Origin of the sequence: Streptomyces sp. NBC_00667 (assembly GCF_036226825.1) — a bacterium.
Classification (GTDB): Bacteria; Actinomycetota; Actinomycetes; order Streptomycetales; family Streptomycetaceae; genus Streptomyces.
Genome location: NZ_CP109022.1, coordinates 1,265,038 through 1,288,115 on the forward strand (window position 1 = coordinate 1,265,038; position 23,078 = coordinate 1,288,115).

Below are 23,078 nucleotides of genomic sequence, written 5' to 3' on the forward strand. Positions count from 1 at the left end.
CTGCTCCACCCTCCCAGTTCCCGCGCGACGGGTGACGGAAGCCGCGGGACCGTGTCGGAGGCACGCACGTCATAGGCTGGCCGGGTGGAGCAGCCCGAGCAGTCCCCCCTCTCCCCCGGCCGGCCCCTGGGCCCACTCGCGCGGGAGCTCGCCGCCCTGTCGCCCTCGCTCGGGCCGGTCCGGCTGATCGGCGTCGACGGGCACGCCGGATCCGGCAAGAGCACCTTCGCGCAGCGCCTCGCCGAGACCCTGGGCGGAGCTCCCGTGCTGCACCTGGACGAGGTGGCCACGCACGAGGAACTGTTCGACTGGTTCGGGCGGCTCAGCGCCCAGGTCCTGGAGCCGCTCGCCGCCGGCCGGCCCGCGCGCTGGGCCCCGTACGACTGGGTGCTGCGCCGGTTCGGCCCGGAGCGGGTGCTGGAGCCGGTCCCGGTGGTGATCGTCGAGGGCGTCGGGGCGGGCCGGCGGGCCCTGCGTCCGTGGCTGGCGCGGCTGCTGTGGTTGGAGACGCCGCGCGAGGTGTCCTGGGGGCGCGGGCGCAGCCGGGACGGGCGTGAACTTCACGGTTTCTGGGACGAATGGGAGCGCGCGGAGCTCGTGCACTTCTCGGGCGACCCTTCGCGCCCCTTCGCCGACACCCTGGTACGCCAGAGCGGTACGGGATACGAGTGGACTTCCGGGGCTCTTGCGACTGCGCGAACCCCGGCTTCGGTCACCCAACGTCACGGACTCCCCCGGGCCTGAGCGCCGCCCCCGACGGCCCTGCGCCGGGGGTTCCCCGAGCCGCTTGACCTCGCCCCCGCGGCGGCCTTACGTTCTGAATGCGCGGTCCGCAGCGACCGCGGCGGACGCGAGGCCCCCGATTGTTCCCCCGTGATCGGGGGCTTCGTTCTGTCCCGGCGCGGGCCGCGGACGGCCGGCCGCGACCGCGATCCCCTCCACTTCCTTCACGCTGAGTCACCAGTGGGGTCCGCGGGGGCCTCCGGACCCGCGGCTGCCGCACCCTGGGTAAGGAGCGTCACCGCAGGTACGATGCAGCCCTGATTTCATCGGCATGGTGGACAACCCACGGGAGTGATCCGAGGGTTGCCGCGCACCACGGGGGCAGGCTTGTGGGGGATGTGATGGACTTCGGCATGCCGGGCAGCACCCACGCCCCGGCCGAACTCGCCTGGCTGCGCGGGGTCGACGCCTGCACCATGGGCGCCTATCCGCAGGCCGAGGAGGAGTTCCGCACGGCGGTGCGGCTCGATCCCGCGATGGCGGACGCCTGGCTGGGCCTGCACGCGCTCAGGGCGGACACCACCAACGCGCTGCTGCGCATGTACGCGCACCGGGACCGCTTCGGGGAGCAGCGCGCCCGGCACCGCAGGACGCTGAACTCCTGGTACTGGCTGGGCTGGTGGGTGCAGCCGGTGCTGGAGAGCCGCCGCGACCTGCTGCTGGCCCACGCCTCGCACTGGCTGGACGGCCGCCACGTGCCCGAGCTGGACCAGGCGCTGGCCGCCCTGCCCCCGGTCGACACCGATCCGCAGGTCCGCTTCCTGCACGCCTGCCGGGCCTACCTGGTCAAGGACTGGGAGCAGCTGGTGCGGCACACCGAACCGCTGGTGGACGATCCGCAACTGGGCATCGAGGCACGCCTGTTCGGCGGGATGGCCCGGGTCCGGCTGGAGATGTACGGGCAGGCGGAGCCGATGCTGGCGGCGGCGCTGATGCGCTGTCGCAGCGAGCAGCCGCAGCGCAAGGAGCTGCGGTACTGGCTGGCGCGGGCCCACGAGGGGACCGGCCGCAGCGCCGCCGCGCTGCCGCTGTACCGGGCGGTGCACCGGGTGGACCCGGCGTTCATGGACACCGCGGCCCGCTTGACGGCGATCGCCGACAGCAGCGACCCCGACGACATGGCGGGTTACGCGGCCTACGGGCACGTGGGCGAGCAGTTCGCCGGGCACGGGCCCGCCCCGGCCGGCGGGGACCTGGCGGCGGTCGCCCTCGGCGGCGGGGGCGGCGCCCCCGCGCAGGACGTCGCGGCGGACGGCCAGGCGGAGCCGGACCCGCTGCTCCCCGACCCGCCGGAGCCCCGCTTCGGTCCTCCGGACGGGGGCCGGGCGGACGGGACGCGGCACAAGGCGGCGTTACCGGCCCAGGGCGCGCCCGTGGGCCTTCCGGCCGGGCCCGCCGACCCGCGGGCGCTGGCGCAGGCGCTGGCGGAGCTGGAGCGGATGGTGGGCCTGGAGCCCGTCAAACGGCAGGTGAAAGCCCTCTCGGCGCAGTTGCACATGGCCAGGCTGCGGGCGGGCCAAGGCCTCCCGGTGCAGCCGCCCAAGCGGCATTTCGTCTTCTCGGGGCCCTCCGGTACGGGCAAGACCACGGTGGCCCGGATCCTGGGCCGGGTCTTCTACGCGCTCGGCCTGCTGGGCGGCGACCACCTGGTGGAGGCCCAGCGGGCCGATCTGGTGGGCGAGTTCCTCGGGCAGACGGCCGTGAAGGCGAACGAGCTGATCGATTCCGCGATCGGCGGGGTGCTGTTCGTGGACGAGGCGTACAGCCTGTCCAACTCCGGTTACAGCAAGGGTGACGCATACGGGGACGAGGCCTTACAGGTGCTCCTCAAGCGCGCGGAGGACAACCGCGACCACCTCGTGGTGATCCTCGCGGGCTACCCGGCCGGGATGGACCGGCTGCTGAGCACCAACCCGGGACTCTCCTCGCGGTTCACGACCCGAGTGGACTTCCCGAGCTACCGTCCCCTCGAACTGACCTCGATCGGGGAGGTGCTGGCGGACGGCAACGGCGACCGCTGGGACGAGGAGGCGCTGGAGGAGCTGCGCAGCATCAGCGGGCACGTGGTCGAGCAGGGCTGGATCGACGAACTGGGCAACGGCCGGTTCCTGCGCACCCTCTACGAGAAGAGCTGCGCCTACCGGGACCTGCGCCTGGCGGGCTTCGCAGGCGACCCCTCCCGGGAGGACCTCTCCACGCTGCGGCTGGCGGACCTGATGCAGGCGTACGGCGAGGTCCTCTCCGGCCGGGGCCCCCAAGAGCGCCCGGAGCCACCGCCGTTGTAGCGGCGGAGCCGGCGTACCGGGTCCCCGGCGCGCCTTCCGCGGGAGGCGGTTACCCTGCCGGCATGGTGACGGAGGGGGCCGAGGACATCGGCGGGGACCAGGACGGTCAGGACTGGGGTTCCACCCGCTCCTGGGTGCAGAAGCAGCTGTCCGAGGGCGAGTACGTGGAACGGGCCGTGCGGCTGCGCGGCGGGTGGACGTCACAGATGCGCAGGCTGGACCTGCGGGGACCGGATGGGGCGCGCTCTCTGGTCCTGCGGTCCTTCGTCGAGCCGTTCTTCCGCCGGCACGCGGAAGGCCTGCTGTCCCGGGAGGCGGCCGTCCTGCGCCTGCTCGGCGGTACGGACGTGCCCGCGGCCACCCTCGCCGCGGTGGACGCGACGGCGCGGCACTGCGACCACCCCTCCTTGCTGATGAGCCTGCTGCCGGGGACCGTGCGCCTGGACGAGCAGGACGCCGACGAACGCGCCGAACTGCTGGCCCGGCAACTGGTGGGCATCCACCGGCTGCCGGTCACCACGCAACGGCGGCCCCGCACCTATCAGGCGTGGACCTCCCCGGAGCGGGCGGTCCCGCCCGCGGACACGCACAGGCCCGGGCTGTGGCGGCGGGCCGTGGACGTCATCCGCCGCGAGCCGCCCGCCTACCGGGGCTGCTTCCTGCACCGGGACTTCCATCCCGGCAACGTCCTGTTCACCGGGAGCGGCGACGGTCTTCGGATCAGCGGTGTCGTCGACTGGGTGGAGACGTCCTGGGGGCCGGCCGACCTGGACGTGGCGCACTGCTCTACGGCCCTCGCCCTGCTCCACGGCGCTCCCGCGGGCATCCGGTTCGCCGACCGGTACGCCGCCGCCGGAGGGACCCTGGCCGAAGACCGCGCCGAGCACCTCTACTGGAGGCTCCTGGACGCGCTGGGCTTCGCCCCCGATGCCGAGAAGGTGGGCGTCCCCTGGCGCGAGCTGGGCCGCACCGACCTGGCCGCCGGGGTCCTGACCCGCAGGCTCGAGGAGTACGTCCAGGCGCTGTTCGACCGCTACGCCTGAGCGGGGTCGGGATCAGCCGGCCATGGCGTCTTCCGGGGCGGGGGCCCTGCGGGCCGGCGGGGGCGTGCGGTGGGCGGGGTCGCGGACCTCGCCGACCAGCATCTCCAGCACGTCCTCCATGGCGACCAGGCCCAGCACCCGGCCGCCCGGGCCGGCGACCTGCGCCAGGTGGGTGGCGTCGCGGCGCATGACGGTCAGCGCGTCGTCCAGCGGGAGGGTGGAGGACAGGGTCGTCATCCGGCGCCAGACCCGCTGGGGCACTGCCCGCTCCCGCTCCTCCAGGTCCAGTACGTCCTTGACGTGCAGGTAGCCCATGAAGGCGCCGTTGCCGGAGCGGACGGGGAACCGCGAGTAGCCCGTCCGCACGGTCAGCTGTTCGATCTGCCGCGGTGTGACGTCGGGGCCGACGGTGACGAGCCGGTCCCGGGCGAGGAGGACGTCGGTGACGGGGCGGGTGCCCAGCTCCAAGGCGTCCTCCAGGCGCTCCTGTTCGACCGGCTCCAGGAGCCCGGCCTGCCGGGAGTCCTTGAGGAGCCGGCCGAGCTGGGCACTGGTGTACACGGCTTCGACCTCGTCCTTGGGCTCGACCTTGAAGAGCCGCAGGACGAAGGTGGCGCAGGCGCCGAGCGCGGTGGTGACCGGCCCGCACAGGCGGGCGAAGGCGACCAGGCCGGGGCTGAACCACAGGGCGGTCCGCTCGGGGGCGGCCATGGCCAGGTTCTTGGGCACCATCTCGCCGATGACCAGGTGGAGGAAGACCACGGCGGCGAGCGCGACGGCGTAGCCGAGCGGATGGACCAGGCCCTCCGGGACGTGGACGGCCTGGAAGAGGGGCTCCAGCAGCCGGGCCACGGTGGGTTCGGCGACCGCGCCGAGCGTCAGCGAGCACAGGGTGATGCCGAACTGCGCGGCAGCCATCATCCGGGGCAGGTTCTCCAGGCCGTGCAGCACCTGGCGGGCCCGCTTGGAACCGGACGCGAGGGGTTCGATCTGGCTGCGGCGTACGGAGACCAGGGCGAACTCGGCGCCGACGAAGAAACCGTTGGCCAGCACGAGCAGCAGGGCGAAGAGCAGTTGGAGCGCGTTCACCGGCCGACCGCCTCGAGTTCGGCGGGAGCGGTGAGCGGGGCGGTGCGTACGAGCCGGACCCGTTCGGCCCGGTAGCGGCGCACCTGGCGGACGGACAGCCTCCAGCCGGGGAGTTCGGCGCGGTCCCCGGGGGCGGGGATCCGGCCGAGCAGATCGGCGACGAGACCGGCGACGGTCTCGTACGGGCCTTCGGGTACCTCCAGGCCTATCCGGCGCAGGGTGTGCACGCGGCAGCTTCCGTCGGCCTCCCAGGACGGGCGGCCGTCCTCGGCGGGCACGGCTGCCAGCTCGGGGCTGTCGTCCTCCGCGAGGTCGTGTTCGTCGCGGACCTCGCCGACGAGTTCTTCCACGATGTCCTCCAGGGTGACGACACCGGCGGTGCCGCCGTACTCGTCCACGACGACGGCCATCGGCTGTTCGCTGCGCAGCCGCTCCAGCAGCGGCTGCACCGGCAGCGAGCCGGGCACCAGCAGCGGGGCGACGCAGATGCGGGTCACGGTGGTGCGGGCGCGCTCCGCCTCCGGTACGGCGAGGGCGTCCTTGAGGTGGACGACGCCGGTGACCTCGTCGATGCGCTCGCGGTAGACCGGGAAACGGGACAGGCCGGTGGCCCGGGTCAGGTTGAGCACGTCGGCCGCGGTGGCCGTGTGCATCAGGGCGCTGACCTTCACCCGGGGCGTCATGACGTGCTGGGCCGTGAGCCCGCCCAGGGACAGGGTCCGTACGAACAGGTCGGCGGTGTCCTGCTCCAGGGCGCCGGCCTGAGCCGAATGGCGGACCAGGGACACGAGCTCGCCGGGGGTGCGGGCGGAGGCCATCTCCTCGGCCGGCTCCACGCCGAGCGCCCGTACGAGACGGTTCGCCACGGCGTTGAGGGCCGCGATGACCGGCCGGAAGGCACGGGAGAAGGACTGCTGCGGTCCGGCGACGAACCGGGCCACCTGGAGCGGGCGGGAGACCGCCCAGTTCTTCGGGACGAGTTCGCCGACGACCATCTGGACGGCGGAGGCGAGCAGCATGCCGATGACGACGGAGACGCCCGAGACGGCTCCCGCGGGCAGCCCGGTGGCGGCGAGCGGACCGGACAGCAGGGCCGCGAGGGCCGGTTCGGCGAGCATGCCGACGACCAGGGAGGTGATGGTGATGCCGAGCTGGGTGCCGGAGAGCTGGAAGGACAGCTCACGCAGGGCGCTGACGACCGTGCGGGCACGGCGGTCACCGTCGGCCGCGGCGCGTTCGGCCTCGGGCCGTTCCACGGTGACGAGGCCGAACTCGGCCGCCACGAAGAAGCCGTTGGCGAGGATCAGGGCGAATGCCGCCACGAGAAGGAGTAGCGGGATGGTCATGCCGCCGCCTCCACGGGGAGGGCGGCGCGGGTACTACCGGACGATCCGTCCATTGCTGGAGGGAGTCACTCCTCAAGTCGCAGTTGCCCACGGGCCACGGGGTCCCGGGGCCGGTGGGAGGGCGCACAGCTGCGCCCCGCCACCAGGGTAGTCATTGGGATCGCCGCCGCAATGGGACGCAGCGGGGATGCCCGGGGTCAGTGGCCCTTTGTACCGGTTCCGCGGGTTTCGGCCAGCGCGCGCAGGGTGCGCGCGTCGCCGATGGCCCGGGCCCTGGCGATGCCGGGCTGGATGCCGAGGACGGGCAGGCTGGTGCCGTCGCTCAGGTCGAGGAAGACCCACGGGTCGCCCGGACGGAGGTTCACCCGCAGGATCTGCGCCCACTCCAGGCGGCGGGTGCGGGTGAGGTTGACGACGGTGACCCCGGCCTCGTCCGCGACCACCTTGGGGCGGCTGAGCAGCACGAGGACGGAGCTGAGCAGGACCGCGGTGAAGACGAAGCTGATCCGCTCGCCGGGGTGCAGGTTCAGGAGCAGGGCGATCGCCGTGATCGTGACGAAGACGGCGAGGCCGGCGCCCAGCAGCACGGCCCTCGTGCGGGTCGGGCGGAAGGTGACCGGCAGGGCGGGCGGTTCGGGCTGGGCGGCGGCGTCGGCCATGGTGTGCGCTCGGTTCTGCGAGGTTCCGGCAGTGCCGGGTCGTGTCAGTGGCGGGTGGTGTCGGTGACGGCTGGCGTCCGTGACGGGTTGGTGTCCGTGACGGGCAGGGGTGTCAGAGACGGCAGGCGTGGATGGAGGTGGTGAGGATCGCGCGCGCGCCGAGCTCGTACAGGTCATCCATGATCCGCTGGGCTTCCTTGGCGGGAACCATGGCCCGGACGGCGACCCAGCCCTCGTTGTGCAGCGGGGAGACGGTCGGCGACTCCAGGCCGGGGGTGAGGGCGACCGCGCGCTCCAGGTGCTCGGCGCGGCAGTCGTAGTCCATCATCACGTAGCTGCGGGCCACCAGGACGCCCTGGAGGCGGCGCAGGAACTGCTGGGCCTGCGGGTCGGCCGGGTCGGTGCCGTTGCCGCGGATGACGACGGCCTCGGAGGTGAGGATCGGCTCGCCGATGACTTCCAGGCCGGCGTTGCGCAGGCTGGTGCCGGTCTCCACGACGTCCGCGATGATCTGGGCGACGCCGAGCTGGATGGCGGTCTCGACCGCGCCGTCGAGGTGGACGACGGAGGCGTCGATGCCCTTCTCGGCGAGGTGCTTGGCGACGATTCCCTCGTACGAGGTCGCGATCGTCATCCCGGTGAAGTCCTCGGGGCCCTTCGCGGTGCCGGGCAGGGTGGCGTAGCGGAAGGTGGACCGGCCGAAGTTCAGCGGCAGGATCTCCTCGGCGCTGGCGCCGGAGTCGAGCAGCAGGTCCCGGCCGGTGATGCCGATGTCGAGCTTGCCGGAGGACACGTAGATCGCGATGTCCTTGGGGCGGAGGTAGAAGAACTCCACCTCGTTCTCGGGGTCGACGACCACGAGTTCCTTGGACTCCTTGCGCATCCGGTAGCCGGCCTCATGGAGCATCGCCGACGCCGGTCCGGAGAGTGAACCCTTGTTGGGGACGGCGATGCGCAGCATGGGGGCTTCCTTGGGTGCGTAGGTGCGAAAGAGTGGCGCGGGCGGGGGCCCGCGTGAAGAGCTCCGGCCTAGAGGTGCGCGTAGACGTCGTCGAGGGAGATCCCGCGCGCGACCATCATCACCTGGACGTGGTAGAGCAGCTGGGAGATCTCCTCGGCGGCGGCTTCCTTGCCCTCGTACTCGGCGGCCATCCAGACCTCGGCGGCCTCCTCGACGACCTTCTTGCCGATGGCATGGACGCCCTTGCCGACGAGCTCGGCGGTACGGGAGGAGCTGGGGTCGCCGTTGGCGGCCTTGAGCTGGAGCTCGGTGAAGAGCTCTTCGAAGCTCTTGGAGGGTTTGTTCGCCATGATGGTCCTCAGAATAAGGGGTCCCCCGCCGCCACTCAGCGCCAGGGTTCGCTGACGGTCCGCAGGGTCATGGCGGTGGAGACGGCGGCGGTGACCGCTTCGTGCCCCTTGTCCTCGTTCGACCCCTCAAGCCCGGCGCGGTCCAGCGCCTGCTCATCGTTGTCGCAGGTCAGGACACCGAAGCCGACGGGGACTCCGGTGTCGATCGACACCTGTACCAGGCCTTGGGTGACGCCCTGGCAGACGTAGTCGAAGTGCGGGGTGCCGCCGCGGATGACCACACCGAGGGCGACGATGGCATCGTAGCCGCGACCGGCCAGTACCTTCGCCACGACCGGCAGCTCGAAGCTGCCGGGGACGCGCAGCAGGGTGGGCTCGTCGATGCCCAGCTCGTGCAGGGCCCGCAGGGCGCCGTCGACCAGCCCGTCCATGACCTTCTCGTGCCACTGGGCCGCGATCACGGCGACCCGCAGGTCGCCGCAGTTCTTCACGCTCAGTTCGGGTGCGCCCTTGCCGCTCACAGCTCTGCTCCTCGTTGGTCGTGCGTAGGTGGGTGGGGTGGTGACGGGGTTACTGGTTGCCGCAGGCGGAGGTGGTCACGGGCCCTTCCAGCCAGGGCAGGTCGTGGCCCATGCGGTCGCGCTTGGTGCGCAGGTACCGCAGGTTGTGCTCGCCGGCCTCGATCGGCATCGACTCCCGGCCGGCGACGGCGATGCCGTGGCCGACGAGGGCGTCCGCCTTGTCGGGGTTGTTGGTGAGCAGCCGCACGCTGCGGACGCCGAGGTCGGCGAGGATCTGCGCGCCGGCCCCGTAGTCGCGGGCGTCGGCGGGCAGGCCGAGCTCCAGGTTGGCGTCCAGGGTGTCGCGGCCGCGCTCCTGGAGTTCGTACGCGCGCAGCTTGGACAGCAGCCCGATGCCGCGGCCCTCGTGGCCGCGCAGGTAGACGACCACGCCGCGGCCCTCGGCCTGGATGCGGGCCATGGAGGCGTGCAGCTGCGGGCCGCAGTCGCAGCGCTGGGACTGGAAGATGTCGCCGGTCAGGCACTCGGAGTGCATGCGGACCAGGATGTCGCTGCCGTCGCCGACCTCGCCGTGGACGAGGGCGACGTGCTCGACCCCGTCGACGGTGGAGCGGTAGCCGTAGGCCGTGAACGTGCCGAAGGCGGTCGGCAGGTTGACCTCGGCCTCCCGGCGCACGGTCGGCTCGGCGGAGCGGCGGTAGGCGATCAGATCCTCTATGGAGATGATCGTCAGACCGTGCTTGCGGGCGAAGGGGACCAGCTCGGGCAGCCGCAGCATCACGCCGTCCTCGCCGGCGATCTCCACGATGGCGCCGGCCGGGCGCAGGCCCGCGAGGCGGGCGAGGTCGACGGCGGCCTCGGTGTGGCCGTTGCGGACCAGGACGCCGCCGGCCTTGGCGCGCAGCGGGAAGATGTGGCCGGGGCGGACGAAGTCCGAGGGTTCGCTGGTGCCGGCGGCCAGCAGCCGCAGGGTGGTGGCGCGGTCGGCGGCGGAGATGCCGGTGCTGACGCCGTGGGCGGCGCTCGCGTCGACGGAGACGGTGAAGGCGGTCTTCATCGACTCGGTGTTGTGCTGGACCATCTGGGGAAGTTCGAGGCGGTCCAGTTCGGGCCCCTCCATGGGGGCGCAGATCAGGCCGCGGCACTCGCTCATCATGAACGCGATGATCTCGGGGGTGGCCTTCTCGGCTGCGATGACGAGGTCCCCCTCGTTCTCGCGGTCCTCGTCGTCGACGACGACGACCGGGCGGCCTGCCGCGATGTCCCGGATGGCCTGCTCGACGGGGTCGAGGCGGAACGTCTGCGCGTGGAGGTCTTCGGGCACGTCCGGCACGGGCTTGAGGGGGGTCATGCCGTTGCTCCTTCGAGGGCCGGGGCGGTGGTGGTGCGCGAGCGCTGGTACCAGTCGTACGCGCCCCACAGGACGAGTGCGAAGTAGACGACGTAGACGAGGCCGGAGAAGGCCAGGCCGCCCGTGAAGGCGAGCGGGACGCCGACGAGGTCGACGAGGAGCCAGGCCGCCCAGAACTCGACCAGGCCGCGGGCCTGGGCGACCATCGCCACGATGGTGCCGACGAAGATGTAGGCGTCGGCCCAGGGGCTCCACGACAGGTCCGGGAACAGGGTGAAGAGGCCGCCCACGGCGAGGGTGCCGAGGGCCGCTCCGGCGAGGAGCAGGCCGCGCTCGCGCCAGGTGGCGGTGCGGACGGCGATGGAGCCGTCCTGGGCCTGCTGCCTGCCGCGCTGCCAGGCGCGCCAGCCCCATGCGGCCACGCCGATGACCAGGAGCTGCTTGCCGACACCGCCGGAGAGGTGGGCGGAGGCGTAGGCGGCGATGAGGATGAGGCCGGACAGGAGCTGGGCGGGCCAGGTCCAGATGGAGCGGCGCCAGCCGAGCGCGAGGGCGGCCAGGCCCATCAGGTTGCCGATCATGTCGGACCAGATGACCTTCTGGCCGACGATCTCGAAGGCCTCGGTGTTGAGCCAGGTCAGGGCGCTCACTGGGCTTCTCCTTCGGTGCGCAGCGGGTCCACTCCGGCGGCCAGCAGGCGTTCGACGTATTTGGCGAGGACGTCGACCTCCAGGTTGACCGGGTCGCCGGGCTGCTTGCGGCCGAGCGTGGTCAGGGCGAGGGTCGTCGGGATGAGGCTGACCGTGAACCAGTCGGCGGCGGCCTCCACGACGGTGAGGCTGACGCCGTCGACGGTGATGGAGCCCTTCTCCACGACGTAGCGGGACAGGTGGGCCGGGAGGGCTACCTTGACGATCTCCCAGTGCTCGGAGGGGGTGCGGGAGAGGATCTCGCCGGTGCCGTCCACGTGTCCCTGGACCAGGTGGCCCCCGAGGCGTCCGCCGAGCGCCATCGGGCGCTCCAGGTTGACCCGCGAGCCCTTGGCCAGGGCGCCGAGGCTGGAGCGGTTCAGGGTCTCCTGCATGACGTCGGCGGTGAACTCGCCGTCCGCGGTCTCCACGACGGTCAGGCAGACGCCGTTGACGGCGATGGAGTCGCCGTGCTTCGCGCCCTCGGTGACGAGGGGGCCGCGCAGGCGGAAGCGCGAGGCTTCGGCGAGCTGCTCGACGGCGGTGACCTCGCCCAGTTCTTCGACGATTCCGGTGAACACTCAGTGCTCCTTGGGGGCGGTGGTGGGGACGGCAGTGGTGGGGACGGCGGTGATGCGCAGGTCGGCGCCGACGCGGACGGCCTCGGTGATGTCGAGGCGCACCGCCCGGGCGATGGTGGTGATGCCGGCGTCGGCGAGGGCCGCGGGGCCGGAGCCGAGCAGGGCCGGGGCGAGGTAGCCGACGACGCGGTCGACGGCCCCGGCTTCGAGGAAGGCGCCCGCCAGGGTGGGACCGCCTTCGAGGAACACGGAGCGCACCCCCCGGGCGTGCAGGGCCGTGAGGAGTTCGGGGACGGGGACGCGGCCGTCGCGCAGGGGCAGCCGGAGCAGGTCGACGCCGGGCAGGTGCCGGGTGTCGGCGTCCTCGGCGACGACGAGCAGGGTCGGGGCCGCGTCGTCGAGGATGCGGGCTCCGGGCAGGAGGGCGGCGTGCGTGTCGAGGGCGACGCGCAGCGGCTGGGTGGCCCCTTCGACGCCGCGTACGGCCAGGTGCGGGTCGTCGGCACGCAGGGTTCCGCCGCCCACGAGGACGGCGTCGGCCTCGGCGCGCAGCCGGTGGACGTCGGCGCGGGATTCGGGGGAGGTGATCCAGCGGCTGCTGCCGTCGGCGGCGGCGCTGCGGCCGTCGAGGGTGGCGGCGTACTTCCAGGTGACGTGGGGGCGGCCCAGGCGTACGGAGGTCAGCCACGCGATGTTGCCGGCCTCGGCCTCGGCCTCCAGGAAGCCGCCCTCGGTCTGGACGCCGGCCGCGCGCAGGGTGGCGGCGCCGCCACTGGCCTGCGGGTCGGGGTCGGGGACCGCGTAGACGACGCGGGTGACGCCCGCTTCGAGGAGGGCCTGCGCGCAGGGGCCGGTGCGTCCGGTGTGGTTGCAGGGTTCGAGGGTGACGTAGGCGGTTCCGCCCCGGGCGGCGGGGCCCGCGGCGCGCAGGGCGTGGACCTCCGCGTGCGGACCGCCGGCCCGCTGGTGCCAGCCCTCGCCGACGACCGTTCCGGCGGCGTCGGTGATGACACAGCCGACGACGGGGTTGGGGCTGGTGGAGCCGAGTCCGCGGGCCGCGAGGGCGATCGCCCGGCGCATGGCGGCGGCACCCGTCTCGGGTGCGGTCTGCGCGGCGTCTGTCGCCACCGGGTCCTCCTGCCTCATCGGGCACGGACTCCGGGGCCTGTCGGGATACGACAGATGAAGCGGGAAGCACACGCGGGGACGCCGAGGCCGGAAAAGCGGGTCCGCTCGGTGGTATCCCGAGGGATACGCCCGATGGACCGCCGACGGCGGCGTACCGGTGACTGGCCCGCCGCGCACTGCCTCCCATCCGGACTTTAACCGTCGGTCCAGGAATTTCACCTGGTCAACCGGCCGCTGGCTGCGGACGGGTCGCGGACTATAACCGCCGGTTCGGAATTACACCGACCCCGGAGTGCGCTGCTACTGGTACTAGGGCCAGTGTGCCACGGGCGATCTGCGGCCATGCGGGTGAGGCGCTGTGGCCTGGCTCACAAACCGGCCGTTCTTGAGCGCCGCTATTGCGCCACCGGCAGCCCGGCACGCGCCACGCACACACGGTACGTACACCCCGCGCACGCACGCGACGGCACTTTGGTCCAGACCTATTGACGCGGTGGTCTAGTCCTCTTAACGTTCCCTTCATCTTCCCCGGGAGGCGGTCCGTCGGCGTGCGCACGCCACGGGCCAACCAGCGCCACTCCTCCGCACGTTGCCCCACGCTGCCCCAGGTCGTGTCCCGCCATCCTCCCCTCCCCAGGAGGCACCATGCCGTCCCCCACACGTACGAGAGCGATGCTCCTGGCATCCGGCGCAGCGATCGCCGGACTCCTGGCGGCCGGGCTCTCGACGGGCGTCTCCCAGGCCGCCGACAACCAGGGCTGCCGCCCCGACGGGCTGTACACGACGCCCGGTGTCGACGTCCCGTACTGCTCGGTCTACGACTCCGAAGGCCGCGAGAAGATGGGCGCCGACCACCAGCGGCGCGTCATCGGCTACTTCACCGGCTGGCGTACCGGCAAGGACGGCGCCCCCGCCTACCTCGCCGACGACGTCCCGTGGTCCAAGGTCACCCACGTGAACTACGCCTTCGCCCACGTCGGTTCCGACAACAAGATCTCGGTCGGCTCGGACGGCGCCGCCAATGCCGCTACCGGGATGACCTGGCCCGGCGTCGCCGGAGCCGAGATGGACCCGGCCCTCCCCTACAAGGGCCACTTCAACCTGCTGAACAAATTCAAGAAGCAGTACCCGAACGTCAAGACGCTGATCTCGGTGGGCGGCTGGGCGGAGACCGGCGGTTACTTCGGCGACGACGGCAACCGCGTCGCCTCCGGCGGCTTCTACTCGATGGCCACCAACGCCGACGGCTCCGTCAACCAGGCGGGCATCGACACCTTCGCCGACTCCTCCGTCGCGTTCATCCGCAAGTACGGCTTCAACGGCGTCGACATCGACTACGAGTACCCCACGACGATGAAGGACGCGGGCAACCCGCTGGACTGGCAGCTCTCCAACGCCCGCCGGGCCGGGCTGGTCAAGGGCTACGCCGCGCTGATGAAGTCGCTGCGCGAGAGGCTCGACCGCGCGGGCGCCGCCGACGGCAGGCACTACCTGCTCTCGGTGGCCGCGCCCTCCTCCGGGTACCTGCTGCGGGGCATGGAGACGTTCCAGATGCAGAAGTACCTGGACTACGTCAACATCATGTCCTACGACCTGCACGGCGCCTGGAACGAGTACGTCGGCCCCAACGCCTCCCTCTTCGACGACGGCAAGGACGGCGAACTGGCCGCCGCGGGCGTCTACTCCACCTCCCAGTACGGCGGCATCGGCTACCTGAACTCGGACTGGGCCTACCACTACTTCCGCGGCTCGATGCCCGCCGGCCGGATCAACATGGGCCTGCCGTACTACACCCGCGGCTTCAAGAACGTGCAGGGCGGCACGGACGGCCTGTGGGGCAGGGCCCCGGCCACGAGCTGTCCGGCAGGTGCGGGACTGACCAAGTGCGGTGACGGCGCGGTCGGCATCGACAACCTCTGGCACGACCTGGACACGGCGGGCAAGGAATCCCCGGCCGGCTCCAACCCGATGTGGCACGCGAAGAACCTGGAGAAGGGCGTCGTCGGCGACTACGTCACGAAGTACGGCTTCCCCGCGAACACCTCGCTGACCGGCACCTACGTCCGCAAGTACGACTCCACGCTGGTGGCTCCGTGGCTGTGGAACGACCAGAAGAAGGTCTTCCTGTCGACGGAGGACGAACAGTCCGTCGCAGCCAAGGCCGACTACGTGGTGGACAAGGGAATCGGCGGCACGATGGTCTGGGAACTGGCGGGCGACTACGGCTACAACGCCGCCAAGGGCCAGTACGAGATGGGTGACACGCTCACCACGACGATGTACGAGAAGTTCAAGTCGGCCGCGCCCTACGGGGCGAAGACGGCGGGCAGCGCGCTCCCGGCGCGGGCCGTGGACATCAAGACGGAGTTCACCGAGTTCAAGCTGGGCGACTCCAACTACCCGATCACCCCCAAGCTCAAGATCACGAACAACACGAAGACCACGCTGCCCGGCGGCACCGAGTTCCAGTTCGACTACGGGACCTCGGCCCCGGCCAACGCCTCCGACCAGTCCGGATTCGGCACCAAGGTGATCAGCGCCGGCCACACCGGCAACAACGTCGGCGGCCTCAAGGGCGACTTCCAGCGGGTCTCGCTGAAACTCCCGGCCTGGCAGACGCTGGCTCCCGGCGCCTCGGTGGACCTGGCGTTCAACTACTACCTGCCTGTCTCCACACCCTCCAACTGGACGGTGAACATCTCCGGCACCGCCTACGCCCTCGCCGGCGACCTGGCGCGCGGCACGACGGTGGTCGAGCCGGGCGGCACCCAGCCCCCGACGACGCCGCCCACGACCCCGCCGACCACTCCCCCGACCACCCCGCCGACCACTCCCCCCGGGGGGACCTGCACCGCCCCGGCGTACGTCGCGGGCACGGTATACAACAGCGGGAACCTCGTCTCCCACAAGGGCCACACCTGGAAGGCCCAGTGGTGGACGCAGAACGAGGAGCCCGGCACCACGGGCGACTGGGGCGTCTGGAGGGACCAGGGCGCCTGCTGACACGCGCAGGTGAGTGACGGTCAGGACCCGGTGGCCCCGCGGCCACCGGGTCCTCCCGCGTACGCTGCCGACGTGAGCACGCCTGTAGCCGCCTCCGCGGCCGACTTCGAAGAACACCGGGGCCGGATGTTCGGCATCGCCTACCGGATGCTGGGCTCCGCGCACGAGGCCGAGGACACCGTCCAGGACGCGTACCTGCGCTGGAGCGCGGCCGACCGGGGCGACGTCGAGCACCCCGGCGCCTGGCTCGCGAAGACGGTGACCCGCCTGTGCCTGAACCGGCTGACCTCGGCCCGGGCCCGGCGCGAGGAGTACGTCGGCCCCTGGCTCCCGGAACCGGTGCTCACCTCGGACGGCACGCTCGGCCCACTGGACTCCGCGGAGCGGCGGGACAGCGTCTCGATGGCCCTGCTGGTGCTGCTGGAGCAGCTCACACCGGTCGAGCGGGCGGTGTACGTGCTGCGCGAGGCCTTCGCGTACGGGCACCGGGAGATCGCCGGGCTGCTCGACATCACCGAGGCCAACTCCCGGCAGCTGTACCGGCGTGCGGCCCAGCGGGTGGAGGCCCCGCGTCCGCGCTTCCGGCCGGACCCGCAGCGCTGGCAGGGCCTGGTGGACACCTTCATGGCGGCCGCGCGCGACGGGGACGTGGCACGGCTGGAGACCCTGCTGAGCGCCGACGTCCGGGTGGTGTCGGACGGCGGCGGGGTGGTCAGCGCGGCCCGGCGGCCGGTCGTGGGCCGGGACAAGGTGGCCCGGTTCCTGGTGGGCGTCCTGAACAAGTACGCGGCGGACCTGCCGGTCGCCCCGGCGGAGGTCAACGGGATGCCCGCGCTCGTGTTCGGCGAGCTGGGGGTGCTGGTCGTGGAGTTCGGGGACGGGCCGGACGGGCTGGTGACCGGCATGCGGGCCGTGCTGAATCCGGAAAAGCTGGAGTTCCTGCGGCGGCAGCTGTCACATCCGGGGAGGCCGTCCGGTCCTGGCTGGTGAACACACCTCTACCGGGAAGGAAGACCCCATCATGAGCACGATCCTGGTCACCGGAGGCACCGGCACCGTCGGGGCGCTCGTCGTCACCCGGCTGCGGGACGCGGGCCACGAGGTCCGTGTCCTGAGCCGGCACTCGCAGGAGTACCCCGTCGACCTCCGGGACGGCAGCGGACTGGACGCGGCGATGGCGGGCGTCGAGGTCGTCGTGCACTGCGCGAGCTCACCGCGGGGCGGTGACGACGTGGCGGCGGGGCACCTGATCGAGGCGGCCCGGCGGGCGGGGACCGTGACCAACATCGTCTACATCTCGATCGTCGGGGTGGACGTGGTGCCGTACGGCTACTACGTGACGAAGCTCAAGGTGGAACGGATGCTGGAGGAGTCGGGGCTGGGTCTCACGATCCTGCGGACGACCCAGTTCCACGACCTGGTGGCGCGGGTGGTGGACGTGATGGGGAAGCTGCCGGTGGTACCGGTGCCCAAGGGGGTACGGATGCAGCCGATCTCGGTCGGGGAGGTCGCGGACCGGCTCGCGGAACTGGCGGTGCCGGTGCCGGCGGGGCGGGTCCCGGACATGGGCGGCCCGGAGATCCACTCGCTGTCGGACCTGGCCCGCGCCGGCCTCGCGGCGACGGGCCGCCGCCGCCGCGTACTGGACGTCCCGCTGGCGGGCAAGGCCTACGCGGCCTTCCGCCGCGGCGGCCACCTGACCCCGACCCGCGCGGTGGGCCACCAGAGCTTCGCTGAATACCTGAAGACCCCCCACTGACCACCCCCGCCCGGCCCCGCCGGCATCTGGGCCGGCCCATCCGGCCCCGCCGAACCCCTCCCAGCCCCGCCGGCGTTTGAGGCGCGGGGTGCGGGGCGGAGCCCCGCGGGGCCCGGCGCAGCCGGGACCGCTCGCGCCGCGGCGCCGCACCGCACCTCGGGCGGCCCCGGGCCGGGCACGGGCCGGGCACGGGCCCCGTCCTCGCCGCGGCAACCACCGGTAGGTTGTCGGCATGACGACCGGGCCCGCCCCCACCCCCACCCGCCTGCGCAGCGCCCGGCTCGCGATCGCCGCCGTCTTCTGCGTCCACGGTGCGGTCACCGGCTCGTTCGCCACCCGCATCCCCTGGATCCAGGAGCACGCCGGGCTCGGCGCGGGCACGCTGGGCCTGGCCCTCGCCTTCCCCGCCCTCGGCGCCGCCCTCGCGATGCCGCTCGCCGGCCGGATCAGCCACCGCTTCGGGACGCGTACCGCGCTGCGCGGCCTGCTGGTCCTGTGGACCGCGTCCCTCGTCCTGCCGGGCCTCGCCCCCGGCCTGCCCGCCCTCTGCGGCGCCCTGTTCGTCTACGGCGCCACCTCCGGCATGTCCGACGTGGCGATGAACGCGCTCGGCGTGGAGACCGAGGACCGGCTCGGCCGCTCGATCATGTCCTCCCTGCACGGCATGTGGAGCGTGGGGGCCCTGATCGGCTCGGCCGCCGGTACGGTCGCCGCGCACGCGGGTACCGATGCCCGGCTGCACCACCTCCTGGCCGCGCTCGCCCTGACGGCGGCCGGGCTGGTCGCCGTGCACGGGGTCCTGGATCCGGGCGGTGACGCGCAGGCCGAGGCGCCCCCGCACTTCACCCTGCCGCCGAAGTCGGCGCTGCTCATCGGCGCGGTCGGGTTCTGCGCCGTCTTCGCCGAGGGCGCGGGCCTGGACTGGTCCGCCGTCTACCTGCGCGACGTACTGCACACCGACGCGGGCCTCGCGGCCGCCTGCACCACCGCGTTCGCACTGACCATGGCCGTCGCACGGCTCTGCGGGGACCGGGTGGTGGACCGCTTCGGCCCGGTGCGCACCGTGCGGGCGGGCGGCGTACTGGCCACCGCGGGCGGGCTGTCGGTGGTCGCGGTCCGGCATCCGGCGGGGGCCCTGGCGGGATTCGCCCTGATCGGGCTCGGCATCGCCGTGGTCGTGCCGCTGGCCTTCGCCGCGGCGGCGCGGAGCGGGCCCGCTCCGGCGCAGGCCATCGCCGGGGTGGCGACGATCACGTACACCTCGGGCCTGATCGCGCCGTCGGCGATCGGGGCGGTGGCCGACGCGACCTCGCTCGTGGTGTCGTTCGGGCTGGTCACGCTGCTGGCGTTCGGCCTGGTCGCGGGGGCGGCGGTGCTGCGGCGCGGGCCGGCGGGCGAGGGCGGCCGCGGCCCCGCCGCTCAGGACGAACCGGCCGCCACCCGGCCGTAGGATGTCCGCTGGCTCGCGCGGGTGGTTGACCGGCTGCAGCCGATATCGGTGACCGGTCGGCGGAACGGAAGTGGTGGACATGGGCTTCGGCGTGGGCTGGACCCTGCACGGGGACGGGCGGACCCCCGCACCCGGCGCGGTGGTCCGGCCGGACGAACGGCTGTCGTGGCCGCGTACCGCCGGGCTCGGCGCCCAGCACGTGGTGGCGATGTTCGGCGCCAGCTTCGTCGCTCCGGTCCTCATGGGCCTGGACCCGAACCTCGCCATCATGATGTCGGGTGTCGCGACCGTCGTGTTCCTGCTGGCGACGCGCGGCCGGGTGCCTTCCTACCTGGGCTGTTCCCTGTCCTTCGTGGGTGTCGCCGCGGCGATCCGGGCGGGCGGCGGGGACAGCGCCGTCGTCACGGGCGCGGTGTTCGTGGTCGGGGCGGCGCTCTTCCTCGCGGGTCTGGCCGTACAGCGCTTCGGGGCGCGGATCATCCACGCGGCGATGCCTCCGGTGGTCACGGGCGCCGTGGTGATGCTGATCGGCTTCAACCTGGCTCCGGTGACGGCGTCGACGTACTGGCCGCAGGACCAGTGGACGGCGTTGCTGGTGATGCTCTTCACCGGGCTGGCCGTGGTCTGCCTGCGCGGCTTCTGGTCGCGGATCGCGATCTTCCTGGGGCTGCTCTTCGGGTACGCGATCTCCTGGGTCTTCGACCTCGTCTTCGGCAAGATCCACTCGACGGTGGGCGGCGGGCCGGCGGTCGACCACTGGCGCCTGGACCTCTCGGGGGTCGGCGAGGCGGAGTGGATCGGGCTGCCGTCCTTCCACGCCCCCGCCTTCGAATGGTCGGCGATCCTCATCGCGCTGCCCGTCGTCATCGCGCTCATCGCGGAGAACGCGGGACACATCAAGGCCGTCGGGGAGATGACCGGCGACCCGCTCGACGACAAGCTCGGTACCGCCATCGCGGCCGACGGCGCGGCCTCCATGCTGTCGACCGCGCTCGGCGGCCCGCCGAACACCACGTACTCCGAGAACATCGGCGTCATGGCGGCGACGCGCGTCTACTCGACGGCGGCGTACTGGGCGGCGGCGGGCTTCGCCCTGCTGTTCGGCCTGTGCCCGAAGTTCGGGGCGGTCGTCGCGGCGATCCCCGGCGGGGTGCTCGGCGGCATCACCGTGGTCCTCTACGGGATGATCGGCCTGCTCGGGGCGCAGATCTGGCTGAACGCCCGGGTGGACCTGCGCAATCCGCTGAACCTCGTACCGGCCGCCGCGGGCATCATCATCGGCATCGGCGGGGTCGAGCTGCACATCACTGGCACGTTCGAGCTGGGCGGCATCGCGCTCGGCACGATCGTGGTGATCACCGGCTACCACACGCTGCGGTACTTCGCCCCCGCGCACCTCAAGGAGCAGCGGCCGCTGCTCGACGCGGGTGCCTCCGGCTACGACGACCCGGAGTCCGGGGACAAGCGCGGTTGACGGTGTTTCGCCCGAACCGGGGAAGGCCACGGCCAAGTTCCCCGATCGGGCGGTCCGGGCTGCGACGCTGCCTCCCATGGAAGCGGTGCTCGCGCGGATGCGCGCCCTGGACGAGCGGCTGCCCGCGCGGGACGGTGTCGCGGTCTTCAACCGGGTCTACCTGACGGTGACGGAGGCGCTCCAGCGGCGCGTCCGGGACGGGGACTTCCCCGCGCCGCGCCGGGCCCAGACCCTCACGGTCCGCTTCGCCGAGCGCTATCTGGCGGCGGTGGAAACGGACCGGGCCCCGGCCTGCTGGCGGCCTCTGCTCCAGTACCGCCGCCACCCCGGCGTGCGCCCGCTCCAGCACGCGCTGGCCGGGATCAACGCGCACATCGGCCACGACCTGGCGCTGGCGGTGGTCTCCACCTGCCGCCGCCTGGACTGCGAACCGGCGGCCCTGGAAGCGGACTTCGACCGGGTCGGGGACGTGCTGGTCTCCTTGGAGGAACGCATCCGCGAGGACCTGATGCCCGGCCCCGACCTGCTGGAGGTCGCCGATCCGCTGACGCACCTGCTCGGCTCCTGGAGCCTGGACCGCGCCCGCTCGGGCGCCTGGGCGGCGGCCCGGCTCCTGTGGACGCTGCGCGGCGCCCCGGAGCTCGCCGAGGAGTTCCGCGAGTCCCTCGACGCGGGCGTCGGCCTGGTGGGCCGGTGCCTGCTGACTCCGACGGCGCCGGTTCCCCGTACGGCCCGCGCCTTCGCCACGTGAGGGTTCCGCGGCGCCGGGCATGAGAACGGGCCGCCGCCGCGCCGGGGGAAGCGCGGGGGCGGCCCGTGATCAGGGGCCGGGGACCGGTCAGTCCTCGGGGAGTTCGACCGGGGCGATCTCGTCGTAGACGTCGCCCGGGCCGGGGTTGGTGGAGTCGGTGGAGCCGCCCAGGTGGTGCATCACGCCCCAGACCGCGTTGAGGGCCGTCTGGACCGCACCCTCGGCCCAGCCCGCCGTCCAGGAGATGTCGTCGCCCGCGAGGAAGATGCCGCGCTTGTCCTCGGGGAGGCGGTCCTGCATGAAGTGGGTGAACAGGCGGCGCTGGTAGCGGTAGTGGCCGGGCAGGTTGGCCTTGAACGCGCCCATGAAGTAGGGCTCGTTCTCCCAGGACACGGTCACCGGGTTGCCGATGATGTGGCGGCGGATGTCGACCTTCGGGTAGATCTCGCCGAGGGACTTGAGCATGACCTCCATCCGCTCGTTCGCGGACAGCGGCAGCCACTTGAGGCTGTCGTCGCACCAGGTGTACGACAGGCAGATGACGGCCGGCTGGTCCGGGCCGTTGTCCAGCAGGTAGGTGCCGCGGGTCATGCGGTCCGTCAGCGTCATCGACATGACGTCCCGGCCCGTCGGGTTCCCCGCGTCGTCGACGGCCTTGTCCAGCCAGAACGGCCTGTCGACGGGGATGAAGAGCTTGCTGGACTCCATGTAGTGGGTGCGCTCGATCGCCGTCCAGTGGTCGATCGGGAAGAGCGTGTCGTCGCACTCGATCTTCGACAGGAGCATCCAGGACTGGGCCGTGAAGATCGCGGCGCGGTACGTGCGGATGTCGCCGGAGGCGTCGGTGACCGTGATGCGGTTGCCGGCGGTGCGGTGCAGGCGGGTCACGGCCGGGCGCGGGGTGCCGTCGTGCAGGGACGACAGCGAGGTGCCCTGGGCCCAGTGGACGATCTTCTCGGGCTCGCGCTCCCACAGGCGCAGCGGCAGCTGCTGCGAGCCGCCGACGATGCCGCGGTGGTGGTCGTCGGCCTCGGTGTAGACGACGCGCAGGATCTCCAGGATGGAGTTCGGGAAGTCGGTGTCCCAGCCACCGGTACCGAAGCCGACCTGCCCGAAGATCTCGCGCTTGCGGAAGGACTGGAAGGCCTCGGACTTGCAGAGGAAGCCGTAGAAGGTCTCGTCGTCGAGCTTCTCGACCAGCTTGGCCCAGATCTCGCGGATGCGCGGGACGTCCCGCTCGCGCATCGCGGTGTTCATGTCGGAGAAGTCGGCGCCCTCGTCCAGGCAGGCGTTCCAGGCGGCGGACACGTCGCGGTAGATCTGCGGGAGGTCCGCGATGGTCTCGGCGTAGTGCGTCTCGCCCTTGAGGTCGACGACCGTGGAGGGGGTGGACTCGGCGAGCGGGTTCGGGAAGGGCTCCGTCACCAGGCCGACGAGGTCGATGTAGTGCTGGAGGGCGGTGGAGGAGGGCGGGAAGCGCATGGCGCCCATCTCCGCGGTCAGGCCCTCGGTGCCGGCGCCCTCGAAGCCGACGGTGCGCAGGCGGCCGCCGATCTGGTCCGCCTCGTAGACGACGGGCTTGAGGCCCATCTTCATCAGCTCGTAGGCGGAGATGATGCCGGAGAGCCCGCCTCCGATGACGGCGACCTCGGTGCCGAACTCGGTCGCCGGTATCTGGCCGAGCCCCGCCGGGTGGGCGAGGAAGTCGTCGTACGCGTACGGGAAGTCCGGACCGAACATGGTGATCGGGGGCTGTCCGTCGCTGTGCGGGACGGCGGGGGGCACCGTGGACGTCATGGGGGTACGGCTCCTTGCGAACGGACTGTGCGGCAGGTGGTGGGTGCGGGCGGGGGCG

The 23,078-nt window shown here is 72.5% G+C and carries 20 protein-coding genes and 1 riboswitch; of the genes, 9 read left to right on the forward strand and 11 right to left on the reverse strand.

The window, feature by feature from the left end:
• Positions 1-126: 126 nt before the first annotated feature.
• From OHA81_RS06090 to OHA81_RS06100, 3 genes are all read left to right on the forward strand, one after another.
• On the forward strand, positions 127-744 hold the full coding sequence (locus OHA81_RS06090) for a uridine kinase family protein (RefSeq protein ID WP_329202032.1): 618 nt from the start codon (positions 127-129) through the stop codon (positions 742-744).
• A 380-nt stretch (positions 745-1,124) separates the two neighbouring features.
• A complete protein-coding gene (locus OHA81_RS06095; protein WP_329193508.1) occupies positions 1,125-3,068 on the forward strand; it encodes an AAA family ATPase in 1,944 nt (647 codons plus the stop codon).
• 62 nt (positions 3,069-3,130) lie between these two features.
• Positions 3,131-4,111, forward strand: a complete 981-nt coding sequence (locus OHA81_RS06100; RefSeq protein WP_329193510.1) for a phosphotransferase family protein — start codon at positions 3,131-3,133, stop codon at positions 4,109-4,111.
• 12 nt (positions 4,112-4,123) lie between these two features.
• On the opposite strand, the gene OHA81_RS06105 is transcribed toward OHA81_RS06100, so the two are convergent.
• The 10 genes from OHA81_RS06105 to ribD all read right to left on the reverse strand — a co-directional run bounded on the left by OHA81_RS06105 (position 4,124) and on the right by ribD (position 12,804).
• A complete protein-coding gene (locus tag OHA81_RS06105; RefSeq protein WP_329193513.1) occupies positions 4,124-5,200 on the reverse strand; it encodes a hemolysin family protein in 1,077 nt (358 codons plus the stop codon).
• Positions 5,197-6,546 (reverse strand): hemolysin family protein, encoded by a 1,350-nt coding sequence (locus OHA81_RS06110; protein WP_329193515.1) that lies wholly within the window; start codon positions 6,544-6,546, stop codon positions 5,197-5,199. Before OHA81_RS06110 ends, OHA81_RS06105 begins: the two co-directional genes overlap by 4 nt.
• Before the next feature lie 197 nt (positions 6,547-6,743).
• Complete coding sequence (locus OHA81_RS06115) at positions 6,744-7,205, reverse strand: PH domain-containing protein (RefSeq protein ID WP_329193516.1); 462 nt, start codon at positions 7,203-7,205, stop codon at positions 6,744-6,746.
• A 112-nt stretch (positions 7,206-7,317) separates the two neighbouring features.
• Positions 7,318-8,166 carry an ATP phosphoribosyltransferase gene (gene hisG / locus OHA81_RS06120; protein ID WP_329193517.1) on the reverse strand — a complete coding sequence of 283 codons (849 nt, stop codon included), beginning with the start codon at positions 8,164-8,166 and terminating at the stop codon, positions 7,318-7,320.
• A 68-nt stretch (positions 8,167-8,234) separates the two neighbouring features.
• On the reverse strand, positions 8,235-8,516 hold the full coding sequence (locus OHA81_RS06125) for a phosphoribosyl-ATP diphosphatase (protein ID WP_190187088.1): 282 nt from the start codon (positions 8,514-8,516) through the stop codon (positions 8,235-8,237).
• Positions 8,517-8,551: 35 nt separating this feature from the next.
• Positions 8,552-9,037: a 6,7-dimethyl-8-ribityllumazine synthase gene (gene ribH / locus OHA81_RS06130; protein WP_007262951.1), complete on the reverse strand. Its 486-nt coding sequence runs from the start codon at positions 9,035-9,037 to the stop codon at positions 8,552-8,554.
• Positions 9,038-9,086: 49 nt separating this feature from the next.
• A complete protein-coding gene (locus OHA81_RS06135; RefSeq protein ID WP_329193520.1) occupies positions 9,087-10,388 on the reverse strand; it encodes a bifunctional 3,4-dihydroxy-2-butanone-4-phosphate synthase/GTP cyclohydrolase II in 1,302 nt (433 codons plus the stop codon).
• Positions 10,385-11,038 (reverse strand): nicotinamide mononucleotide transporter family protein, encoded by a 654-nt coding sequence (locus OHA81_RS06140; RefSeq protein ID WP_329193523.1) that lies wholly within the window; start codon positions 11,036-11,038, stop codon positions 10,385-10,387. Before OHA81_RS06140 ends, OHA81_RS06135 begins: the two co-directional genes overlap by 4 nt.
• On the reverse strand, positions 11,035-11,658 hold the full coding sequence (locus OHA81_RS06145) for a riboflavin synthase (RefSeq protein WP_329193525.1): 624 nt from the start codon (positions 11,656-11,658) through the stop codon (positions 11,035-11,037). Before OHA81_RS06145 ends, OHA81_RS06140 begins: the two co-directional genes overlap by 4 nt.
• Positions 11,659-12,804 (reverse strand): bifunctional diaminohydroxyphosphoribosylaminopyrimidine deaminase/5-amino-6-(5-phosphoribosylamino)uracil reductase RibD, encoded by a 1,146-nt coding sequence (gene ribD / locus OHA81_RS06150; RefSeq protein ID WP_329193527.1) that lies wholly within the window; start codon positions 12,802-12,804, stop codon positions 11,659-11,661. It lies immediately after the preceding gene.
• 151 nt (positions 12,805-12,955) lie between these two features.
• Positions 12,956-13,086, reverse strand: a riboswitch (FMN riboswitch).
• A 345-nt stretch (positions 13,087-13,431) separates the two neighbouring features.
• Between ribD and OHA81_RS06155 the strand changes: the two genes are divergently transcribed.
• The 6 genes from OHA81_RS06155 (at position 13,432) to OHA81_RS06180 (ending at position 21,223) form a co-directional block, all read left to right on the forward strand.
• Complete coding sequence (locus OHA81_RS06155; RefSeq protein ID WP_329193528.1) at positions 13,432-15,789, forward strand: chitinase C-terminal domain-containing protein; 2,358 nt, start codon at positions 13,432-13,434, stop codon at positions 15,787-15,789.
• A gap of 72 nt (positions 15,790-15,861) precedes the next feature.
• Positions 15,862-16,779: an RNA polymerase sigma-70 factor gene (locus OHA81_RS06160; RefSeq protein ID WP_329193530.1), complete on the forward strand. Its 918-nt coding sequence runs from the start codon at positions 15,862-15,864 to the stop codon at positions 16,777-16,779.
• A gap of 31 nt (positions 16,780-16,810) precedes the next feature.
• Positions 16,811-17,548, forward strand: coding sequence for an SDR family oxidoreductase (locus OHA81_RS06165; RefSeq protein ID WP_329193532.1), 738 nt, complete (start codon positions 16,811-16,813; stop codon positions 17,546-17,548).
• Positions 17,549-17,780: 232 nt separating this feature from the next.
• Positions 17,781-18,998 (forward strand): MFS transporter, encoded by a 1,218-nt coding sequence (locus OHA81_RS06170; protein WP_329193534.1) that lies wholly within the window; start codon positions 17,781-17,783, stop codon positions 18,996-18,998.
• 79 nt (positions 18,999-19,077) lie between these two features.
• Entirely contained in the window at positions 19,078-20,472 is a 1,395-nt protein-coding gene (locus tag OHA81_RS06175) for a uracil-xanthine permease family protein (RefSeq protein WP_329193535.1), read from the forward strand.
• 76 nt (positions 20,473-20,548) lie between these two features.
• Positions 20,549-21,223 carry a DUF5995 family protein gene (locus OHA81_RS06180; RefSeq protein ID WP_329193537.1) on the forward strand — a complete coding sequence of 225 codons (675 nt, stop codon included), beginning with the start codon at positions 20,549-20,551 and terminating at the stop codon, positions 21,221-21,223.
• An 87-nt stretch (positions 21,224-21,310) separates the two neighbouring features.
• On the opposite strand, the gene OHA81_RS06185 is transcribed toward OHA81_RS06180, so the two are convergent.
• The gene (locus tag OHA81_RS06185) at positions 21,311-23,020 is read right to left on the reverse strand and encodes a flavin monoamine oxidase family protein (RefSeq protein ID WP_329193538.1); all 1,710 of its coding nucleotides are present in this window, start codon (positions 23,018-23,020) and stop codon (positions 21,311-21,313) included.
• Positions 23,021-23,078 lie beyond the last annotated feature (58 nt).